Genomic DNA, 15,910 nt, shown 5'->3' with positions numbered 1-15,910 from the left:
GTGCCGGCATTCACCAATCGGAGGAACGAATATGCGCGAACGAATTGTGCGCCGCGGTGCCGTCGCGGGGGTGGTCGTCGCGGCGTCGCTCGTGTTCGGAGCGATGCCGGCATCGGCGGACCCCGGCGATGGCTCGGCGTACGTGGCCATGGTCGCCGTGACGATGCGCGGCGAGCACGCCGTGGACACCGGCGTGCTCGCACCGTCCAGCACCGCGGGACCCAACACGGCCGACGTCGCGAGCGTCGAGGCGGCGAAGCTCGTGACCGCGGGAACGTCGAGCAGCTCCGCGAACCTCGACCAGGAGACGGGCCTCGTCAGCTCGGCGGCGGACGTCTCAGACGTCGGCCTCGGTCTCGCCTCGCTGAACGGCAGGATCGGTGCCGTCAAGGGCCACTGCGAGGGTGACCAGGGCGGCGTCAAGGGTGCCACCACGCTCTCGGACGTGCAGATCCCCGGTGCGAACGTCCCGGCGAACCCCGAGCCGAACACCGCGGTCGACACGCTGGCCGCGCGGCTCGTCTTCAACGAGCAGGTCAGGGCCGACGACGGCAGCCTCACCGTCAACGCCCTCCACGTCTACATGAACCCGACGGCCGGCTCCGGTGACGTCGTGCTGGCGCAGGCGAAGTGCGGTCCGCCATCGCCGCCGGTGCCGCTGGCCTCCGGCCTCGGCCTGTGGCTGAGCGTCGGCCTGCTCGGCCTCGCGGCGATCCCGGGTGGCCTGGCGATCCGCAGGCGCCGCACCGAGTTCGCCTGAGAAGCGGAGAGGGACCGTGTACCGAGCTCCGACCGGAGGTGTCATCGGTGGCGCCGGAGGCCTCGCGATGACTGGTAGCGACATCACCTGGTGGATCGCACTCGGCGTCGTACTGCTGGTCTCCGGCCTGTTGCTGGCGCGCTCGGGACGCCGGCGCATCGACTAGAGCGGCGGTGGCCCCCGCCGCGCGCGGGGGCCACCGTCCTGACCGAGGGAACCGATGGACGAAGTCCTGCTCCTCGTCGGCACCAGGCCGGAGGCGGTCAAGGCCGCACCGGTCGCGCTGTGCCTCGCGGAGCATCCCCACCTCACACCCGCGATAGTCCACAGTGGACAGCACGTCGCCGTGGTCGAACAGGCCCTCGCCTCGTTCGGTCTGCGGCCGGACGAGGCACTGTGCTACCGGCGGGAGACGGGTGGCCAGGCCGAGCTCTTCGCGCACCTGCTGCCCGCACTGGACGAGGTGCTCGCCCGTCGCAGGCCCAGGGCGGTGCTCGTCCAGGGCGACACGGCCACCGCCCTGGCCGGCGCGCTGGCCGCGTTCTGGCGGCGCATTCCCGTGGTGCACCTGGAAGCGGGTCTGCGCACCGGCGACCTCACCGCGCCGTTCCCCGAGGAGGCCAACCGGCAGCTCGTCGCCCGCGTCGCCGCGCTGCACCTCGCACCGACCGCCGACGCCGCGGCGGCACTGTCCGGCGAGCACCTCTGCGGCGGTCCTGTCGTGGTCACCGGCAACACGGTCGTGGACGCGGCGTTGCGGATCGCGGCACTGGAGACACCGGCGGCCAGCCCCGACCTCGTGGCCGTCGAGCACGACCTCGAGACCCACGGCGGCAGGCTCGTACTGGTCACCGCGCACCGCCGCGAGTCGTGGGGCGCGCCGTTGAACGAGGTGCTCGGCGCGGTCGCCACGCTCGCCGAGTCCCATCCGGACATCCGCGTCCTCCTGCCGACGCACCCGAACCCGTCGGTGCGCGCGCAGGTCGCGGCCGTGCTCGGGGACAACCCCAGGGTGACCCTGACCGACCCGCTGTCCTATCCGGACCTCGTACGGGTGCTGCGCAGAGCCGCCCTGGTGCTCACGGACTCCGGTGGCATCCAGGAGGAGGCGCCGAGCTTCGGCGTGCCCGTGCTGGTGCTCCGCGAGGTGACCGAGCGGATGGAGGCCGTGCACGCGGGCTGCGCGTGGCTCGTCGGCACCGACCGCGCCAGGATTCTGCTGGCGGCGGACGAGATGCTGCGCACCCGGCTGCGGATTCCGGTCAACAGCAACCCGTTCGGCGACGGCAACGCCGCGAACCGGGTCTGCGCGGCCATTGCCGAACTGCTCGCGGGCACCACGACACCCGTGGTCCTGGAACCGGCGTCCTGACGGCGGCTCAGCCGAGGTGCGGCGTGCCGGTGACGGACACGCCCGCCTCGGCGAGCCTGCCGAGCGCGCTGTCGACCGTCGCCTGCGAGACGGCCGCCGTGTGGTCGAGCAGAACCCTCGTGGTGAAACCGTTGGCGGCCGCGTCGATGGCCGTCGCGCGCACGCAGTGGTCGGTCGCGATGCCGACGACGTCCACTTCGGACACGTCGTGGGCACGCAGCCAGTCGGCCAGCGTCGTGCCGTCCGCCGCGAAACCCTCGAACCCCGAGTAGGCCGCCTCGTAGGCACCCTTGGAGAAGACCGCCTCGATGCCGCCGACGTCCAGGTACGGGTGGAACGACGCCCCCGGTGTGCCCGCGCGGCAGTGGACCGGCCACGAGTCGACGAAGTCCGGTGTCTCGGAGAAGTGCGCGCCGGGATCGATGTGGTAGTCCCGCGTCGCCACCACGTGGTCGTACGAGCCGTAGAGCCCGGAGACGGCCTCGGCGACCGCCGCGCCGCCCGTCACGGGGACCGACCCGCCCTCGCAGAAGTCGTTCTGCACGTCCACCACGATGAGTGCCTTCATCACTTCTCCACGTTTACGGTCGAGATCGCCGGTTCGCCGTGTGACAGTTTCAGACCTTCCCACGGAAGGCTCACGAGTGCCTCCCGAACGCGCTGCCTGCTCTCCTCCAGGGTGGGCAGGTCGTCGACCGGTTGTCCACCCCGCATCAGCGGCACCTGCAGCTGACGGTCGTGCGGGCCGGCGGGCACTTGCGCGCCGACCACGTACACGACCTCCTCCAGCGCCGTCCCGGTCGGCTTGTACCTGCGCAGCGCCGCCTTCCGCCCGGCCTTGGACTCCTTGTGCGAGCTGCGTTTCGCCACCGGACGGCCGTCGACCTCGACCAGCTTGTAGACCATCCCGGCGGTGGGCGACCCCGAGCCGGTGACCAGTGACGTGCCCACCCCGTACGCGTCCACCGGCTCGGCCCGCAGCGCCGCGATGGCGTACTCGTCGAGGTCGCCGGACACGACGATCCGCGTGTTGCGCGCGCCGAGCGCGTCGAGCTGCGCTCGTGCCTGCCGCGCCAGGACGCCCACGTCGCCGGAGTCGATGCGGATGGCGCCCAGTGACGTGCCGGCCACCTCGATGGCCGTCTCGATGCCCGAGGTGATGTCGTAGGTGTCGACCAGCAGCGTGGTGTCCGGTCCCACGGCGTTGACCTGTGCCGTGAACGCCGCGTGCTCGCTGTCGTGGAGCAGGGTGAACGCGTGTGCGGACGTGCCGCCGGTCGGGATGCCGTAGCGGCGGCCCGCCTCCAGGTTCGACGTCGTGGCGAAGCCTGCGAGGTAAGCGGCCCGCGCGGCCGCCACCGCGGCCTCCTCGTGCGTGCGCCTGCCGCCCATCTCGATGATCGGCCTGCCGTTCGCGGCACTGGCCATCCTGGCGCCGGCGGACACGATCGCGCTGTCGTGGTTGAGGATCGACAGCACGAGCGTCTCGAGCACCACCGCCTCGGCGAAGGTGCCGCGCACCGTGAACAGAGGCGACCCGGGGAAGTACAGCTCGCCCTCGGCGTAGCCGTCGACGTCGCCACTGAACCGGTAGTCGGCCAACCACTCGACAGTGGCCGGATCGAGTACTCCGGAGAGCGTGGCGAGCTCCTCGTCACCGAACGTGAACCGACTGATGGCGTCGATCACCCGGCCGGTGCCGCCGACGACGCCGTAGCGCCGCCCGTTCGGCAGCCGCCTTGCGAACGTCTCGAACACGCACTGCCGCGACGCGGTGCCGTCGGCGAGTGCCGCGGCGACCATCGTGAGCTCGTAGTGGTCCGTGAGCAGCGCGGTGCTGGTACCGGTCATGACCGGTGAGCCTAGACATGCCACCATGGGTTTATGTCGGTTTCCATGGCGACGCCCCTCGAGCGGGTAGAACCGGTCACCACGGAGGTCACAGCCGAGGACAAGCCGTGGCAGACGATAGTGTGGAACGACCCAGTGAACCTGATGTCGTACGTGACCTACGTGTTCCAGAAGCTCTTCGGGTACTCCCGCGAGCAGGCCACGAAGCTCATGCTCGACGTACACCACAAGGGCAGGGCGATCGTGTCTTCGGGCTCCAAGGAGAAAGTGGAGGGTGACGTCGCGAAACTGCACGCGGCCGGCCTCTGGGCGACCATGCAGCACGAGTCGTGATCCCCTGGGAGCGCGTCGGGGACACGGTCTCCACGAAGATCGACCGGCAGGAAGCCGCGGTGCTGCGCGGCCTGGTCACGCAGATCGGCGACATGATCGAGTCCAGGCAGGCACAGGCGCCGCAGGACGAGCTCGCCGAGCTGACCGGCATGCGCACCGGCCCGTCGACCGCGCCGGACGACCCGATCCTGGCCAGGCTGCTGCCCGACTTCCACCGCCTCGACAGCGACGAGCCGGTGTCCAAGGCGGACCTGGACTCGGCCGCCGCGCTGCGGTCACTGCACGAGCCTGAGCTGCTCGACCACAAGTCCGGTGTGGTCGCCGTCGTGCTCGACACGTGCCCACCCGGCGGCGGCCTGGTGAAGCTCTCCGCAGAGCAGGCCGACGCCTGGCTCTCCGCGCTGAACGACGTGCGCCTCGCGCTTGGCACGACCCTCGGGGTGACCGAGGAGATGCCGGACGAGCTGCCGGACGACGACCCGCGCGCCCCCCACCTCGGCGTCTACCACTGGCTGACCTGGATGCAGGAGAGCCTGGTCAGCGCGCTGGCCGAGGATGGGTAACGCGATCACCGACGTCGAGGGGGTGCTCGTCGGGCACCACCAGCGCGTCGGCGACGGCTGGGCGACCGGGACCACGGTCGTCCTCGTCCCACCCGGCTCGGCCGGCGCGGTCGACGGCCGGGGCGGCGCGCCGGGCACCCGCGAGACGGACCTGCTCCTGCCCGAGAACCTGGTCCAGCAGGTTGACGCGATCTGCCTGTCCGGCGGGTCCGCGTACGGGCTGGCCGCCGCGGACGGCGTGATGCGGTGGCTCTCGGAGCGCCACCTCGGCATGCGGGTCGGTGCGGGCGAGCACGAGGTCGTGCCGATCGTGCCGGGCGCGGTGATCTTCGACCTGCCGCGTGGTGCGTGGGGCAACCGGCCGGACTCCTCCTTCGGGTACGCGGCCTGCGAGACCGCCTCGGCCGACTTCGCGGTCGGCACGGTCGGTGCGGGCACCGGCGCCAAGGTGGGCAGGCTCAAGGGCGGTGTCGGCACGGCGTCGGCTCGGGTGGACGGCTTCACGGTCGGCGCGCTCGCGGTCGTGAACGCGGCCGGGGAGGCCGTCGACGCGGCCACCGGCGTGCCCTACGCGGCCGACCACGAGGCGGCGGGCGAGTTCGGCCGGACCTGGCCGAACGTGCCGGGGGCGTTCCCCGAGGCGGCGCCGACCGACCTGAACACCACGATCGGCGTCGTGGCCGTCGACGCCGACCTGTCCAAGGCCGAGTGCCGCCGCATCGCCGTGGCCGCGCAGGACGGCCTGGCCAGGGCGATCCGGCCCGCGCACACCATGTTCGACGGCGACACGGTCTTCGCCGTGGCGACAAGGGCGCGCGAGCTGGTCGCCTCCGACGCGCCGTTCGGCCTGGCGGCCCGTGCGGCGGCGCTGGACCGGCTCTGCACGGCCGCGGCGGAGACGTTCGCGCGGGCGGTGGTGCACGGTGTCGTGCGGGCCTCGTCCCTCGCTGGTCTCCCGGCGTACTCGGACGTGTGGCCCGTCTCAAGGAGTGGGCGCGACGCGTCCGGCCAGTAAGATCGGGGCGTGCTTCGGATACGTCGTGACCTGGTGGACGCGATGGTCGCGCATGCCCGCCGGGACCACCCGGACGAGGCGTGCGGCGTCATCGCCGGACCGGAGGGCTCGGACCGGCCGGAGCGGTTCATCCCGATGCTGAACGCGGCCCGCTCGCCGACGTTCTACGAGTTCGACTCGGCCGACCTGCTGAAGCTCTACCGCGACATGGACGCGCGCGACGAGGTCCCTGTCGTGGTCTACCACTCGCACACGGCCACCGAGGCCTACCCGTCCCGCACCGACGTGTCCTACGCGTCGGAGCCCGACGCCCACTACGTGCTGGTCTCCACCCGCGATCCAGCGGCCGACGAGCTGCGGTCGTTCCGCATCGTGGACGGTGAGATCACCGAGGAACCGGTCGACGTCGTGCCGGAATACGACTCAGCGGCACCGTCGTTGTCCGAATAGCAGTCCCATCCCAAGCGGAGGTTTTCCATGGCGGTCACCGTCTCCATCCCGACCATCCTGCGCACCCACACGGGTGGCCAGAAGACGGTCGAGGCGAGCGGCACCACGCTGGCCGAGGTGATCGACAACCTCGAGGCGACCCACGGCGGCATCAAGGGCCGCCTGGTCAAGGAGGGGTCGCTGCACCGCTTCGTGAACGTCTACGTGAACGACGAGGACGTGCGCTTCGCCGGTGGCCTGGAGGCGAGCGTTGCCGACGGCGACAACGTGACGATCCTCCCGGCGGTCGCCGGAGGCTGACGTTGGCCCGCTACGACTCACTTCTCGACGCGCTCGGCGACACGCCGCTCGTCGGCCTGCCGCGCCTGTCGCCGTCGGCCGACGTGCGGCTGTGGGCCAAGCTCGAGGACCGCAACCCGACCGGCTCGGTGAAGGACCGCGTCGCGCTGCGGATGATCGAGAAGGCCGAGGAGGACGGCACCCTGCGACCAGGCGCCACGATCCTCGAGCCGACGTCCGGCAACACCGGCATCTCGCTGGCCATGGCCGCGAAGCTCAAGGGCTACGGCCTGGTGTGCGTCATGCCGGAGAACACGTCGGAGGAACGGCGTCAGCTGCTGCAGGCCTACGGCGCGCGGATCGTGAACTCGCCCGCGGCGGGCGGTTCGAACGAGGCCGTCCGGCGGGCCAAGGAGCTGGCGAAGAAGAACCCGGACTGGGTCATGCTCTACCAGTACGGGAACCCGAACAACGCCGGCGCGCACTACCACGGCACCGGTCCGGAGGTCCTGCGTGACCTGCCGTCGGTCACCCACTTCGTGGCGGGCCTCGGCACGACCGGGACGCTCGTGGGCGCGGGCCGGTACCTGCGGGAGCACAAGCCGGACGTGCAGATCATCGCGGCGGAGCCCCGCTACGGCGAGCTGGTCTACGGCCTGCGCAACCTCGACGAGGGGTTCGTGCCGGAGCTGTACGACCCGGAAGTCCTGACCGGCCGCTACTCGGTCGGCTCCTACGACGCGCTGCGCAGGACCCGCGAGCTGCTGGAGACCGAGGGCATCTTCGCGGGCATCTCGACGGGGGCCATCCTGCACGCCGCGCTCGCCGCCGCGGACAAGGCCGTACGCGCGGGCAAGAAGGCCGACGTCGTGTTCATCGTCGCGGACGGCGGCTGGAAGTACCTGTCCACCGGTGCGTACAGCGGCTCGGTCGACGAGGCCGCCGCACGTCTCGACGGGCACCTCTGGGCGTGAAGGTCATCGGCCTGCTCGGCGGGATGTCCTGGGAGTCCACCGCCGAGTACTACAGGTACCTCAACGAGCGTGTCCGGGAGCGGCTCGGCGGCTACCACTCCGCGCACTGCGTCCTGTACTCGGTGGACTTCGCCGAGATCGAGGCACTCCAGGGGGCGGGCCGTTGGGCCGAGGCGGGGGAGGTGCTCAACCAGGCCGCGGCGTCGCTTCGGGAGGCGGGGGCGGACTTCCTGGTCCTGTGCACGAACACCATGCACCGGGTCGCCGACCAGCTCACCGCGCTACCGCTGCTGCACCTCGGCGACGTCACCGCGCAGGCCGTCCTCGGCGAGGGCATCGGGACCGTCGGCCTGCTCGGCACGGACTTCACCATGTCGCAGGACTTCTACACGGGCCGCCTCGCCGGTCACGGCCTGGACGTGCTGGTCCCGGAGGCCGACGACCGGGCCGAGGTCCACCGGGTCATCTACGAGGAACTGGTCATGGGCGTGGTCCGCGAGGAGTCCCGCCAGGCCTACCGCGACGTCATCGCCCGCCTGGTCGACAGGGGCGCCCAGGGCGTGATCCTGGGCTGCACGGAGATCGAGCTGCTCGTCATGCGGGAGGACAGCCCGGTCCCGGTCTTCCCGACCACGCGCCTGCACGCCGAGCTGGCCGTCGACTACGCCCTGGGTATCACCGGAATGCCAGGGACATCTCAGGGTTCGACCGGACGCGACCCCGGGAAAAGCCACGTAACCTCGACTGTGTGAGCACTCTGCCAGTCACGACGACGCAGAAGAAGAACCCGGTCAACCGCATCCTGCCCCCCAAGCCGGTGCAGGCCCTGATCGTGATCGGCTCGTTCACCGTGTTGCTGTACCTCATCGAGGTCGTTGACGCGGCCATGTCCGGGCGACTCGACCAGTTCGGCATCCAGCCACGCACGCTCGGCGGCCTCGACGGTGTCCTCTGGGCCCCGCTGCTGCACCACGGCTGGGCGCACCTGTTCGCCAACACCCTGCCGGTCCTGCTGTTCGGCTTCCTGGCCATGTCCAACGGCGTCGGCCAGTGGGTCGCCGTGACCGTCACCGTCTGGCTCTTCAGCGGCCTCGGCGTGTGGCTGGTCGGCGACGCCGGCACCACCGTCGGCGCGTCCGGCATCGCGTTCGGCTGGCTCGCGTTCCTGCTGGTCCGAGGCATCTTCAACCGTGCGTTCGGACAGATCCTGGTCGCTGTCGTGCTCTTCCTGTACTGGGGCAGCACGCTGCTCGGGGTCCTGCCCGGCAATCCGGGAGTGTCGTGGCAGGGTCACCTGTTCGGCGCGATCGGCGGCATACTCGCGGCATGGCTGGTGTCCATGGCGAACCGAACAACCCGATCGGCATCTTCGACTCCGGCGTCGGCGGACTGACCGTCGCCCGCGCCATCGCCGACCAACTGCCCCACGAACGGCTCAGGTACGTCGGCGACACCGCCAACAGCCCGTACGGCCCGCTGCCCATCGCCGAGGTCCGCCGCCACGCACTGGCAGTCGCGGACGACCTCGTCGAGAGCGGCGTGAAACTGCTGGTCATCGCGTGCAACACCGCGTCGGCGGCGTGTCTCGGCGACGCACGCGAGCGCTACGACGTGCCGGTGGTCGAGGTCGTCGTGCCTGCCGTGCGCCGCGCGGTCGCGAGCACCCGCAGCGGCCGCGTCGGCGTCATCGGCACCGAGGGCACGGTGCGTTCCCGCGCCTACCACGACGCGTTCGCCGCGGCACCCGCCCTGATGGTCACCAGCGTGCCGTGTCCCCGCTTCGTGGACTTCGTGGAGCGCGGCATCACCTCCGGCCGCCAGGTGCTGGGGTTGGCGCAGGCCTACCTCGAGCCGCTCCAGCAGGCGGACGTGGACACGGTCGTGCTCGGCTGCACGCACTACCCGCTGCTCACGGGCGTGCTGCAGATCGTCATGGGCCCGTCCGTGACGCTGGTGTCCAGTGCGGAGGAGACCGCCAAGGACGTCGTGCGGGTACTGACCGAACGGGACATGTTCGCCGACCACGAAGAGCCGCGCCACGAGCTGCTGGCCACCGGTGACCCGGTTTCCTTCGCCCGTCTGGCCAGGCGTTTCCTCGGGCCGGACCTGGGCGCGTTCGCAGTCGCTCCTCTGGGGTGATCACTTGTGAAAGGCTGTCGCGCGTGCGTGTGACCGTGCTCGGCTGTTCCGGCAGCACATCCGGACCCCACCAGCCGTCGTCCGGCTACCTCATCGAGGCCGACGGCTTCGCCCTCGGTCTGGAACTGGGCAACGGGACCCTCGCGGAGCTCGCCGCGGTGCGTGACCCGCTCACGCTGGACGCCCTGGTGTTCTCCCACCTCCACCCCGACCACTGCGCCGACTTCAGCGCGCTCACGGTCCTGCGCCGCTGGCACCCCGAACCGCCGGTCGACACCAGGGCGCGGCGCCTGCCCGTCCACGCCCCCGAGGAGGCGCCGACGAGGTTCGCCGCGGCGGACGCCCCCGACCGGGCCGCGCTGGCGGAGACGGACCTGACGGACATCTACGACTTCCGCCCGCTCACGCCGACGGTCCAGTCGATCGGCCCGTTCAGGGTCCAGGCCTTCGAGGTGGACCACCCCTGCGAGACCTACGGGTTCCGGTTCACCCACGACGGCCGGACCCTGGCGTACACGGCCGACACGGGCACGTGCCTCGTCCTGGACGACCTGGCCGCCGACGCGGACACCCTCCTCGGCGAGGCGTCGTGGACCCACAGCGAGGACCGCCCACCCGGTGTCCACCTCTCCGGTCGGCAGCTGGGCGAGCTGGCCACCCGGGCCAGGGTGAAGCGCCTGCTGATCACCCACGTGGCCCCGTGGACGGACCCCCAGGCCGTTCTGGCCGAGGCCACCGAGGTCTACGACGGCGAGGTCGTCCTGGTCGAGAAGCGCATGACCTACCGCGTCTAGCGCTGCTCCAGTGGGCAGTTGCCGTCCGAGAGGGCGCGAATTCCCCAAACTCGCGCAGATTGGTTGCACGAGCGACCGGATCACCGGCAATTGCCCGGTATGCTGACCTACGGCCCGCAGAGCGCGGGTCGGGGGAGGCTGACGCCGAAGGACCGCCGTGTCCACCAAGGTCGCCGAGCACAAGCAGGTCGTCCGCCGCAGGAAGATCGACCAGCTCAGCAAGATCGACAAGTTCGCCCAGCGCCGGGCACAGCTAGCCAACTCCGCGTTGCGCACGCTCGCCGAGCTCGGCTACGCGCGTACGAGCCTGCGTGAGATCGCGCAGAACTCCGAGTTCTCACACGGCGTGCTGCACTACTACTTCCGTGACAAGGTCGACCTGATCACCTACTGCGTCCGTCAGTACAAGGCGACGACCATCACCCGCTACGACCAGATCCTCACCGAGACGGATGACGTGCGGGAACGGTTCGTCACCGGCATGTCCACGTCGCTGACGCAGGACACCGACATGCACCGCCTCTGGTACGACCTGCGTGGCCAGACGATGTTCGAGGAGTCGTTCCGCGACGATGTCCGCGACATCGACCACAGCATCGAACGCATGATCGGCCGGATCGTCAGCCAGTGCGCCGAACGCGCCGGCCTACGGTTGGCGGTGCCGTCTGGCCTCGTCTACGCCCTGGTGGACGGCGTGTTCCAGCACGCGCTGCTCGGTCACCTGGCCGGCGACGAGCGCGCCGCCGTCGAGTTCCCCGACCAGCTCGGTGCTCTCCTCGACCGGCTGCTCGTGTGACGGCCTGCGCAGCGCCAGCCAGCACAGGAACCCGACCGGGATGATCAGCCAGCAGGACAGGAGCCGGTAGACCAACACCGTCGCCGCGGCCTCGGCGTTTCCCGCGCCCGCGGATACGAGGCCGGCGAGCAGGCTGACCTCGATGACGCCGATGCCGCCGGGGGTGAGCGGTACCTGCCGGACGACCTGGACGGTGAGGTACACCGCGCCGATCGCGGCGAGGCTCACGGTCAGGTGGAACGCGCGGGCGGCCGAGTACAGGCAGAGCAGGTCGGTCAGCCAGTTCGCGCACGCGGCGCAGAGCGCGAGCGTCCAGTGCCTGCCGCCGACCTCGCGGGAGCTGGTGATCGCTTCGGACAGCGGCGCGACCAGCCTGCCCAGCCTCGGCCAGCGCGTGGCGACCGGCCGGTGCGCGCGGTGGTGGCGCGGCTGGAGGTGCCACCCGGACTGCCACGCGAACAACCCGACGATCACGACCAGCGCGACCGCGAGGATCAGTGACACGTGCGTGGTGCTCGTCTGGCGTTGCCACACCGTGCCGACGTGCACTGCGGCCGCCGCGAGCGCACCCGTGGCGTAGAGGAGGAACAGGGCCGCGAAGGACAGCAGCCCGGACAGCACCATGACCGTCGCGGCCGTCGTCCGGCTCGCGCCGCCGGTCCGGAACTGCCGGAACGCGTACGCCGCCGAGATCGCCGACCCCGCAGGCAGGCTGATGGCGATGGCGGAGCGGCTGTAGGACAGGGCGAGCGCGCGGTGGCGCGTCATGCGGACGCCGAACGCCGTGAGCAGCCTGCGCTGCTGCCTGGCGAACATGGCCATCGAGAGCGCCTCGGCGACCACGGCCACGGCGAACCAGCTGGTGTCCGCGTCGATGATCGCGTGCCTGATCGCTGTGACGCTCGGCAACTTGCCGCGCAGGGAGAGGACGGCGACGATGAGAAGTACCAGCACGGCCGCCGCCTTCAGGGCGTTGACGAGTACCGGGTGCTTCTTCCTGGCCTGTTGGTCCCCCTCGGACATGGCCGCCTCCGCTTTTCAACCTACGTTGAATGTTCCTCCGTGTTGGCCGTTCGGTCAATCGACGGGGAGGTAACCTCTGCCACAGTGGTAACGCGGTGGACTCGAACCGCGGTCAACGCTCGGTCGCGTGGGGCCTAGAGTTCACGCCGTGGCACGTAGTGATGGCAGGAACGACGACCAGCTCCGGGAGATCAAGCTCACCCGAGGTTTCCAGGTCTGGCCGGCAGGCTCGGTACTGGTCGAGTTCGGCAAGACCAGGGTCCTGTGCGCGGCGAGCGTGACCGAGGGCGTGCCCCGCTGGCGCAAGGGCTCCGGCCTCGGCTGGGTCACCGCCGAGTACGCGATGCTGCCGTCGGCCACCAACACCAGAAGCGACCGTGAGTCGATCAAGGGCCGAGTCGGTGGCCGCACCCACGAGATCAGCCGCCTGATCGGCCGCTCGCTGCGTGCCTGCATCGACCTGGCGGCCCTCGGCGAGAACACGATCGTGATCGACTGTGACGTGCTGCAGGCCGACGGCGGCACCCGCACCGCGGCCATCACCGGCGGTTACGTCGCACTGGCCGACGCGATCACCTGGTTGGGTGCCGCGGGCAGGCTGGCCGACCCGCAACCGCTGTCCTGCTCTGTGCAGGCGGTGAGCGTCGGCGTCGTGGACGGCCGCATCCGCCTCGACCTCCCGTACGAGGAGGACGCGAGGGCGGAGGTGGACATGAACGTGGTCGCCACCGACGCGGGCACGATCATCGAGGTGCAGGGCACCGGTGAGGGCGCCACGTTCACCCGCAGCACGCTGGACCGCATGCTCGACCTGGCGATGGCGGGGTGCGCTGACATCAACGCACTGCAGTTGGCCGCGCTGGCGCAGCCCTACCCAGGTGAACTCCCTACCCCGAAGGTGGCCCGCCCGTGACCCAGCTGCTCGTGGCGTCCAGAAACGTCAAGAAGCTGCAGGAAATGCACAGAATCATCGAACGTGCCGGGATCGAGGGCGTGACGGTGGTCGGCCTGGACGAGGTCCCGGAGTTCGAGGAGGCCCCGGAGACCGGCGCGACCTTCGAGGACAACGCGGTGGCCAAGGCCCGGGACGCGGTGGCCGCGACAGGCCTGCCGACGGTGGCCGACGACTCTGGCATCGCGGTCGACGCGTTGAACGGCATGCCCGGGGTGCTGTCCGCGCGCTGGGCCGGGACTGCGAGGGACGACCGCAGGAACCTGGAGCTGGTGCTGGAGCAGGTGACCGACATCCCGGACGACCGCCTGGGTGCACAGTTCGTGTGCGCGACGGCGCTGGTGCTGACGAACGGCACGGAGATCGTGGTGCGGGGTGTCTGGCCGGGGACGCTGGTGCGGAAGCCCAGGGGCACCAACGGTTTCGGCTACGACCCGATCTTCGTCCCCGAGGGCGAGACCAGGACCTCGGCCGAACTGTTGACCGAGGAGAAGGACGCGATCTCCCACCGTGGCCGCGCGCTCTCGCTGCTGCTGCCGCACCTGAGGAGTCTCGGCGACCGCTGAGGCGCTCACGCTCCGGGCAGCTGCCCGTCCAACGCGCCGGCCGCCGCCGTGACCGACTGCGAGCACGTCCGCCACCCCGAACCGAGCGGGTGCTCGGTCAGCAACACCACGACGTAGCGCCACTTCGCGCCGACGAGCCCCGTGCTGTGCAGGACCATCGAGTGGTCGTTGTTGCCCCAGCCCTGCTTGATCGCCCACTGTGCGTTCAGACCGTCGGGAATCCCGAAGTACTGGCGGAAGTCGTCCGCCGCGTGCTCTGGCGCCTGGCCCAGCGCGTCGACGATCAGCGTGTGGTCCTCCGGCGGCAGGGCGGTCATGACGTACTGGTAGACGCGCACCATGTCGTGGGCGGTCACCTTGGTCTCGCCCCAGCGGCCGTACTTCTCGGGCGGTTCGGTGTTCTGCAACCCGATGAGGGTGGCCGCGCGAGTGACCAGCTCGGGGCCACCGTGGCGAACCCACAGCTGGCTGGCGATCGCGTCGTCGGAGAGCGACAACATCCGCCAGATCAACTTCCGCTCGTCGGACCCGACCCCCTGGTCGAGAGCGTCGATCGCGATAAGGAGCTTCACCAGCGACGCCGACCGAAACTGCCGGTCAGGCTCGATGACGAGCAGCTCCTTGTTCGTGACCGTGTCGAACACCACCGCACCGAGCGTGGTGTTCGGCTCGACCTGCACGGCCGCGGCCAGGACGTTCTGAGGGTCGAGCGGCGACCCCGAGTCCTTGGGGGAGTTCACTGGCGGCGCGTCCTTGGGGTCCGGCTTCGGCTGAGGCGCGGGAACGCTGACACTGGTGGTCGCGGTCGCCTGCGGCACGATGACGGGCTCACCGATCGTTGCCGTCGGCCGTGCGCCACAAGCACCGGTCAGGGCCGCGACACCGATGACGACAGCCGCCGAGGCACCGAGGAGAGCGGCGCGGCGAGCGGAGGAGTTGAGCATGCCGTGAATACGCCGCGTGGATTCGCGAAGTTGACCCGGTCGAGTGACAACTTTCCGCGTGTCGGCGACGTACGCGCGACAATCCCATCAGGTTGCCCGCAATTTAGTTTCAGTTGCGTGTCAGGCCCGTCATACCTTCAGGTCCTTTCGCAACTTCGCAACGTGACCAGTCGCACGCACGTTGTACATGGCCTTGAGGATCTTGCCATCCGGGTCGACGACGAAGGTGGAGCGGATCACGCCCATGATCGTGCGCCCGTAGTTCTGCTTCTCGCCGAATGCGCCCCAGGCGTCGAGAACCTTCCGGTCGGGGTCGGAGAGAAGCGGAAAGGTGAGCCCTTCGTCAGCGACGAACTTGGCAAGCTTGGCAGGCTTGTCAGGAGAGATGCCGACGACGGCGAACCCGGCATCGTTGAGTTCGGCGAGGTTGTCCCGGAAGTCACATGCCTGCTTGGTGCAGCCAGGGGTGCCCGCGGCGGGATAGAAGTAGACGAGGACGTGCCGTCCGCGAAAGTCGGACAGGGAGACGTCGTTGCCGTCGGAGTCCGGCAGTCGGAAGTCAGGGGCGGTGTCGCCCTCGGAGAGTCGAGTCATGGCGAGGACGTTATCCGGTGGGACCGACAGCCATCAGATCGTGCCGTCGAAGATGGGGATGGCACTGGCCGCGGCCGACTCCGGCCGAACCGCCACCCGAACCGCGCACGGCTGCTCGTGCACCCCGAAGGCGACCGAGAACCGCAAAGTCTGGCTGGGCAGAACCTCATCGTCGGTCCCCATGACACCGCTGTAACCCTGCGTTGTGTCGATGACCTGATCAGTGGTCGTCCCGTCGACGGTGGCAACAAACGACAACTGGGCCGGCCGATACACGGTGTCACTCTGGTTGTCGATCACCAACTCGAACGCCACAGCCCGAGCCGCCCGCGGATAAGCCTCCTCGGTAGGCGTGAAGGACGTGGGCTTGGACACGAGCAAGGTGACGTCCCGACTGATCGACCGGGTGACGGCGTCCGCAGCCGTGTACTCGGACCGCTCCGCAGCAGCCACAGAAGGCGCCGGAGTCCGAAGCGACTGGTGAACAGAGCTGGTGGGGGCCAGG

Annotated in this window: 21 protein-coding genes and 1 pseudogene; 16 read left to right on the top strand and 6 right to left on the bottom strand. The window is 70.2% G+C overall.

Features of this window, described 5'->3' with window-relative positions:
- Positions 1–31: 31 nt before the first annotated feature.
- The 3 genes from CLV71_RS16460 (at position 32) to wecB (ending at position 2,132) form a co-directional block, all read left to right on the top strand.
- Positions 32–760 carry a choice-of-anchor protein CoaP gene (locus CLV71_RS16460; RefSeq protein WP_133903624.1) on the top strand — a complete coding sequence of 243 codons (729 nt, stop codon included), beginning with the start codon at positions 32–34 and terminating at the stop codon, positions 758–760.
- 67 nt (positions 761–827) lie between these two features.
- Positions 828–926, top strand: coding sequence for an LPXTG cell wall anchor domain-containing protein (locus CLV71_RS16455; RefSeq protein ID WP_133903623.1), 99 nt, complete (start codon positions 828–830; stop codon positions 924–926).
- A 54-nt stretch (positions 927–980) separates the two neighbouring features.
- On the top strand, positions 981–2,132 hold the full coding sequence (gene wecB, locus CLV71_RS16450; protein ID WP_133903622.1) for a non-hydrolyzing UDP-N-acetylglucosamine 2-epimerase: 1,152 nt from the start codon (positions 981–983) through the stop codon (positions 2,130–2,132).
- Positions 2,133–2,139: 7 nt separating this feature from the next.
- On the opposite strand, the gene CLV71_RS16445 is transcribed toward wecB, so the two are convergent.
- Positions 2,140–2,703 (bottom strand): isochorismatase family protein, encoded by a 564-nt coding sequence (locus CLV71_RS16445; protein ID WP_279588735.1) that lies wholly within the window; start codon positions 2,701–2,703, stop codon positions 2,140–2,142.
- The gene (locus tag CLV71_RS16440; protein WP_133903620.1) at positions 2,700–3,983 is read right to left on the bottom strand and encodes a nicotinate phosphoribosyltransferase; all 1,284 of its coding nucleotides are present in this window, start codon (positions 3,981–3,983) and stop codon (positions 2,700–2,702) included. The genes CLV71_RS16445 and CLV71_RS16440 overlap by 4 nt, the downstream gene beginning before the upstream one ends.
- 45 nt (positions 3,984–4,028) lie before the next feature.
- On the opposite strand from CLV71_RS16440, the gene clpS reads away from it, so the two are divergent.
- From clpS to CLV71_RS16385, 11 genes are all read left to right on the top strand, one after another.
- Positions 4,029–4,316, top strand: a complete 288-nt coding sequence (gene clpS / locus CLV71_RS16435) for an ATP-dependent Clp protease adapter ClpS (protein ID WP_133903891.1) — start codon at positions 4,029–4,031, stop codon at positions 4,314–4,316.
- Positions 4,313–4,879, top strand: a complete 567-nt coding sequence (locus CLV71_RS16430; RefSeq protein WP_133903619.1) for a DUF2017 domain-containing protein — start codon at positions 4,313–4,315, stop codon at positions 4,877–4,879. Before clpS ends, CLV71_RS16430 begins: the two co-directional genes overlap by 4 nt.
- Positions 4,872–5,894 carry a P1 family peptidase gene (locus CLV71_RS16425; protein ID WP_133903618.1) on the top strand — a complete coding sequence of 341 codons (1,023 nt, stop codon included), beginning with the start codon at positions 4,872–4,874 and terminating at the stop codon, positions 5,892–5,894. The genes CLV71_RS16430 and CLV71_RS16425 overlap by 8 nt, the downstream gene beginning before the upstream one ends.
- A 9-nt stretch (positions 5,895–5,903) precedes the next feature.
- The gene (locus CLV71_RS16420) at positions 5,904–6,344 is read left to right on the top strand and encodes a M67 family metallopeptidase (protein ID WP_279588734.1); all 441 of its coding nucleotides are present in this window, start codon (positions 5,904–5,906) and stop codon (positions 6,342–6,344) included.
- Positions 6,345–6,371: 27 nt separating this feature from the next.
- A complete protein-coding gene (locus CLV71_RS16415; RefSeq protein ID WP_133903617.1) occupies positions 6,372–6,644 on the top strand; it encodes a MoaD/ThiS family protein in 273 nt (90 codons plus the stop codon).
- Positions 6,645–6,646: 2 nt separating this feature from the next.
- Positions 6,647–7,597 carry a PLP-dependent cysteine synthase family protein gene (locus tag CLV71_RS16410; RefSeq protein WP_133903616.1) on the top strand — a complete coding sequence of 317 codons (951 nt, stop codon included), beginning with the start codon at positions 6,647–6,649 and terminating at the stop codon, positions 7,595–7,597.
- The gene (locus CLV71_RS16405) at positions 7,594–8,349 is read left to right on the top strand and encodes an aspartate/glutamate racemase family protein (RefSeq protein ID WP_133903615.1); all 756 of its coding nucleotides are present in this window, start codon (positions 7,594–7,596) and stop codon (positions 8,347–8,349) included. Before CLV71_RS16410 ends, CLV71_RS16405 begins: the two co-directional genes overlap by 4 nt.
- Complete coding sequence (locus CLV71_RS16400; RefSeq protein WP_243866508.1) at positions 8,346–8,990, top strand: rhomboid family intramembrane serine protease; 645 nt, start codon at positions 8,346–8,348, stop codon at positions 8,988–8,990. Before CLV71_RS16405 ends, CLV71_RS16400 begins: the two co-directional genes overlap by 4 nt.
- Complete coding sequence (murI, locus tag CLV71_RS16395) at positions 8,924–9,736, top strand: glutamate racemase (RefSeq protein ID WP_133903614.1); 813 nt, start codon at positions 8,924–8,926, stop codon at positions 9,734–9,736. Before CLV71_RS16400 ends, murI begins: the two co-directional genes overlap by 67 nt.
- A 23-nt stretch (positions 9,737–9,759) precedes the next feature.
- Complete coding sequence (locus CLV71_RS16390) at positions 9,760–10,530, top strand: MBL fold metallo-hydrolase (protein ID WP_133903613.1); 771 nt, start codon at positions 9,760–9,762, stop codon at positions 10,528–10,530.
- A 157-nt stretch (positions 10,531–10,687) separates the two neighbouring features.
- Complete coding sequence (locus CLV71_RS16385) at positions 10,688–11,326, top strand: TetR/AcrR family transcriptional regulator (RefSeq protein ID WP_243866506.1); 639 nt, start codon at positions 10,688–10,690, stop codon at positions 11,324–11,326.
- A 24-nt stretch (positions 11,327–11,350) separates the two neighbouring features.
- Here CLV71_RS16385 and CLV71_RS49320 read toward each other — a convergent pair.
- A pseudogene (locus CLV71_RS49320) lies at positions 11,351–12,349 on the bottom strand (lysylphosphatidylglycerol synthase transmembrane domain-containing protein); the annotation flags it as partial.
- A gap of 148 nt (positions 12,350–12,497) precedes the next feature.
- On the opposite strand from CLV71_RS49320, the gene rph reads away from it, so the two are divergent.
- Both rph and rdgB read left to right on the top strand, forming a co-directional pair.
- On the top strand, positions 12,498–13,262 hold the full coding sequence (rph, locus tag CLV71_RS16375) for a ribonuclease PH (protein WP_133903611.1): 765 nt from the start codon (positions 12,498–12,500) through the stop codon (positions 13,260–13,262).
- Positions 13,259–13,867, top strand: coding sequence for an RdgB/HAM1 family non-canonical purine NTP pyrophosphatase (rdgB, locus tag CLV71_RS16370; protein WP_133903610.1), 609 nt, complete (start codon positions 13,259–13,261; stop codon positions 13,865–13,867). Before rph ends, rdgB begins: the two co-directional genes overlap by 4 nt.
- A gap of 5 nt (positions 13,868–13,872) precedes the next feature.
- On the opposite strand, the gene CLV71_RS16365 is transcribed toward rdgB, so the two are convergent.
- From CLV71_RS16365 to CLV71_RS16355, 3 genes are all read right to left on the bottom strand, one after another.
- Positions 13,873–14,811, bottom strand: a complete 939-nt coding sequence (locus CLV71_RS16365) for a serine hydrolase (protein ID WP_133903609.1) — start codon at positions 14,809–14,811, stop codon at positions 13,873–13,875.
- 129 nt (positions 14,812–14,940) lie between these two features.
- The gene (gene bcp, locus CLV71_RS16360) at positions 14,941–15,405 is read right to left on the bottom strand and encodes a thioredoxin-dependent thiol peroxidase (RefSeq protein WP_133903608.1); all 465 of its coding nucleotides are present in this window, start codon (positions 15,403–15,405) and stop codon (positions 14,941–14,943) included.
- A gap of 33 nt (positions 15,406–15,438) precedes the next feature.
- Complete coding sequence (locus CLV71_RS16355) at positions 15,439–15,858, bottom strand: hypothetical protein (RefSeq protein ID WP_133903607.1); 420 nt, start codon at positions 15,856–15,858, stop codon at positions 15,439–15,441.
- Positions 15,859–15,910: the final 52 nt, after the last annotated feature.

Source organism: Actinophytocola oryzae (assembly GCF_004364325.1).
GTDB lineage: Bacteria > Actinomycetota > Actinomycetes > Mycobacteriales > Pseudonocardiaceae > Actinophytocola > Actinophytocola oryzae.
Note: the sequence above shows the minus strand (reverse complement) of the source record. Positions and strands in the feature narration are given on the sequence as shown.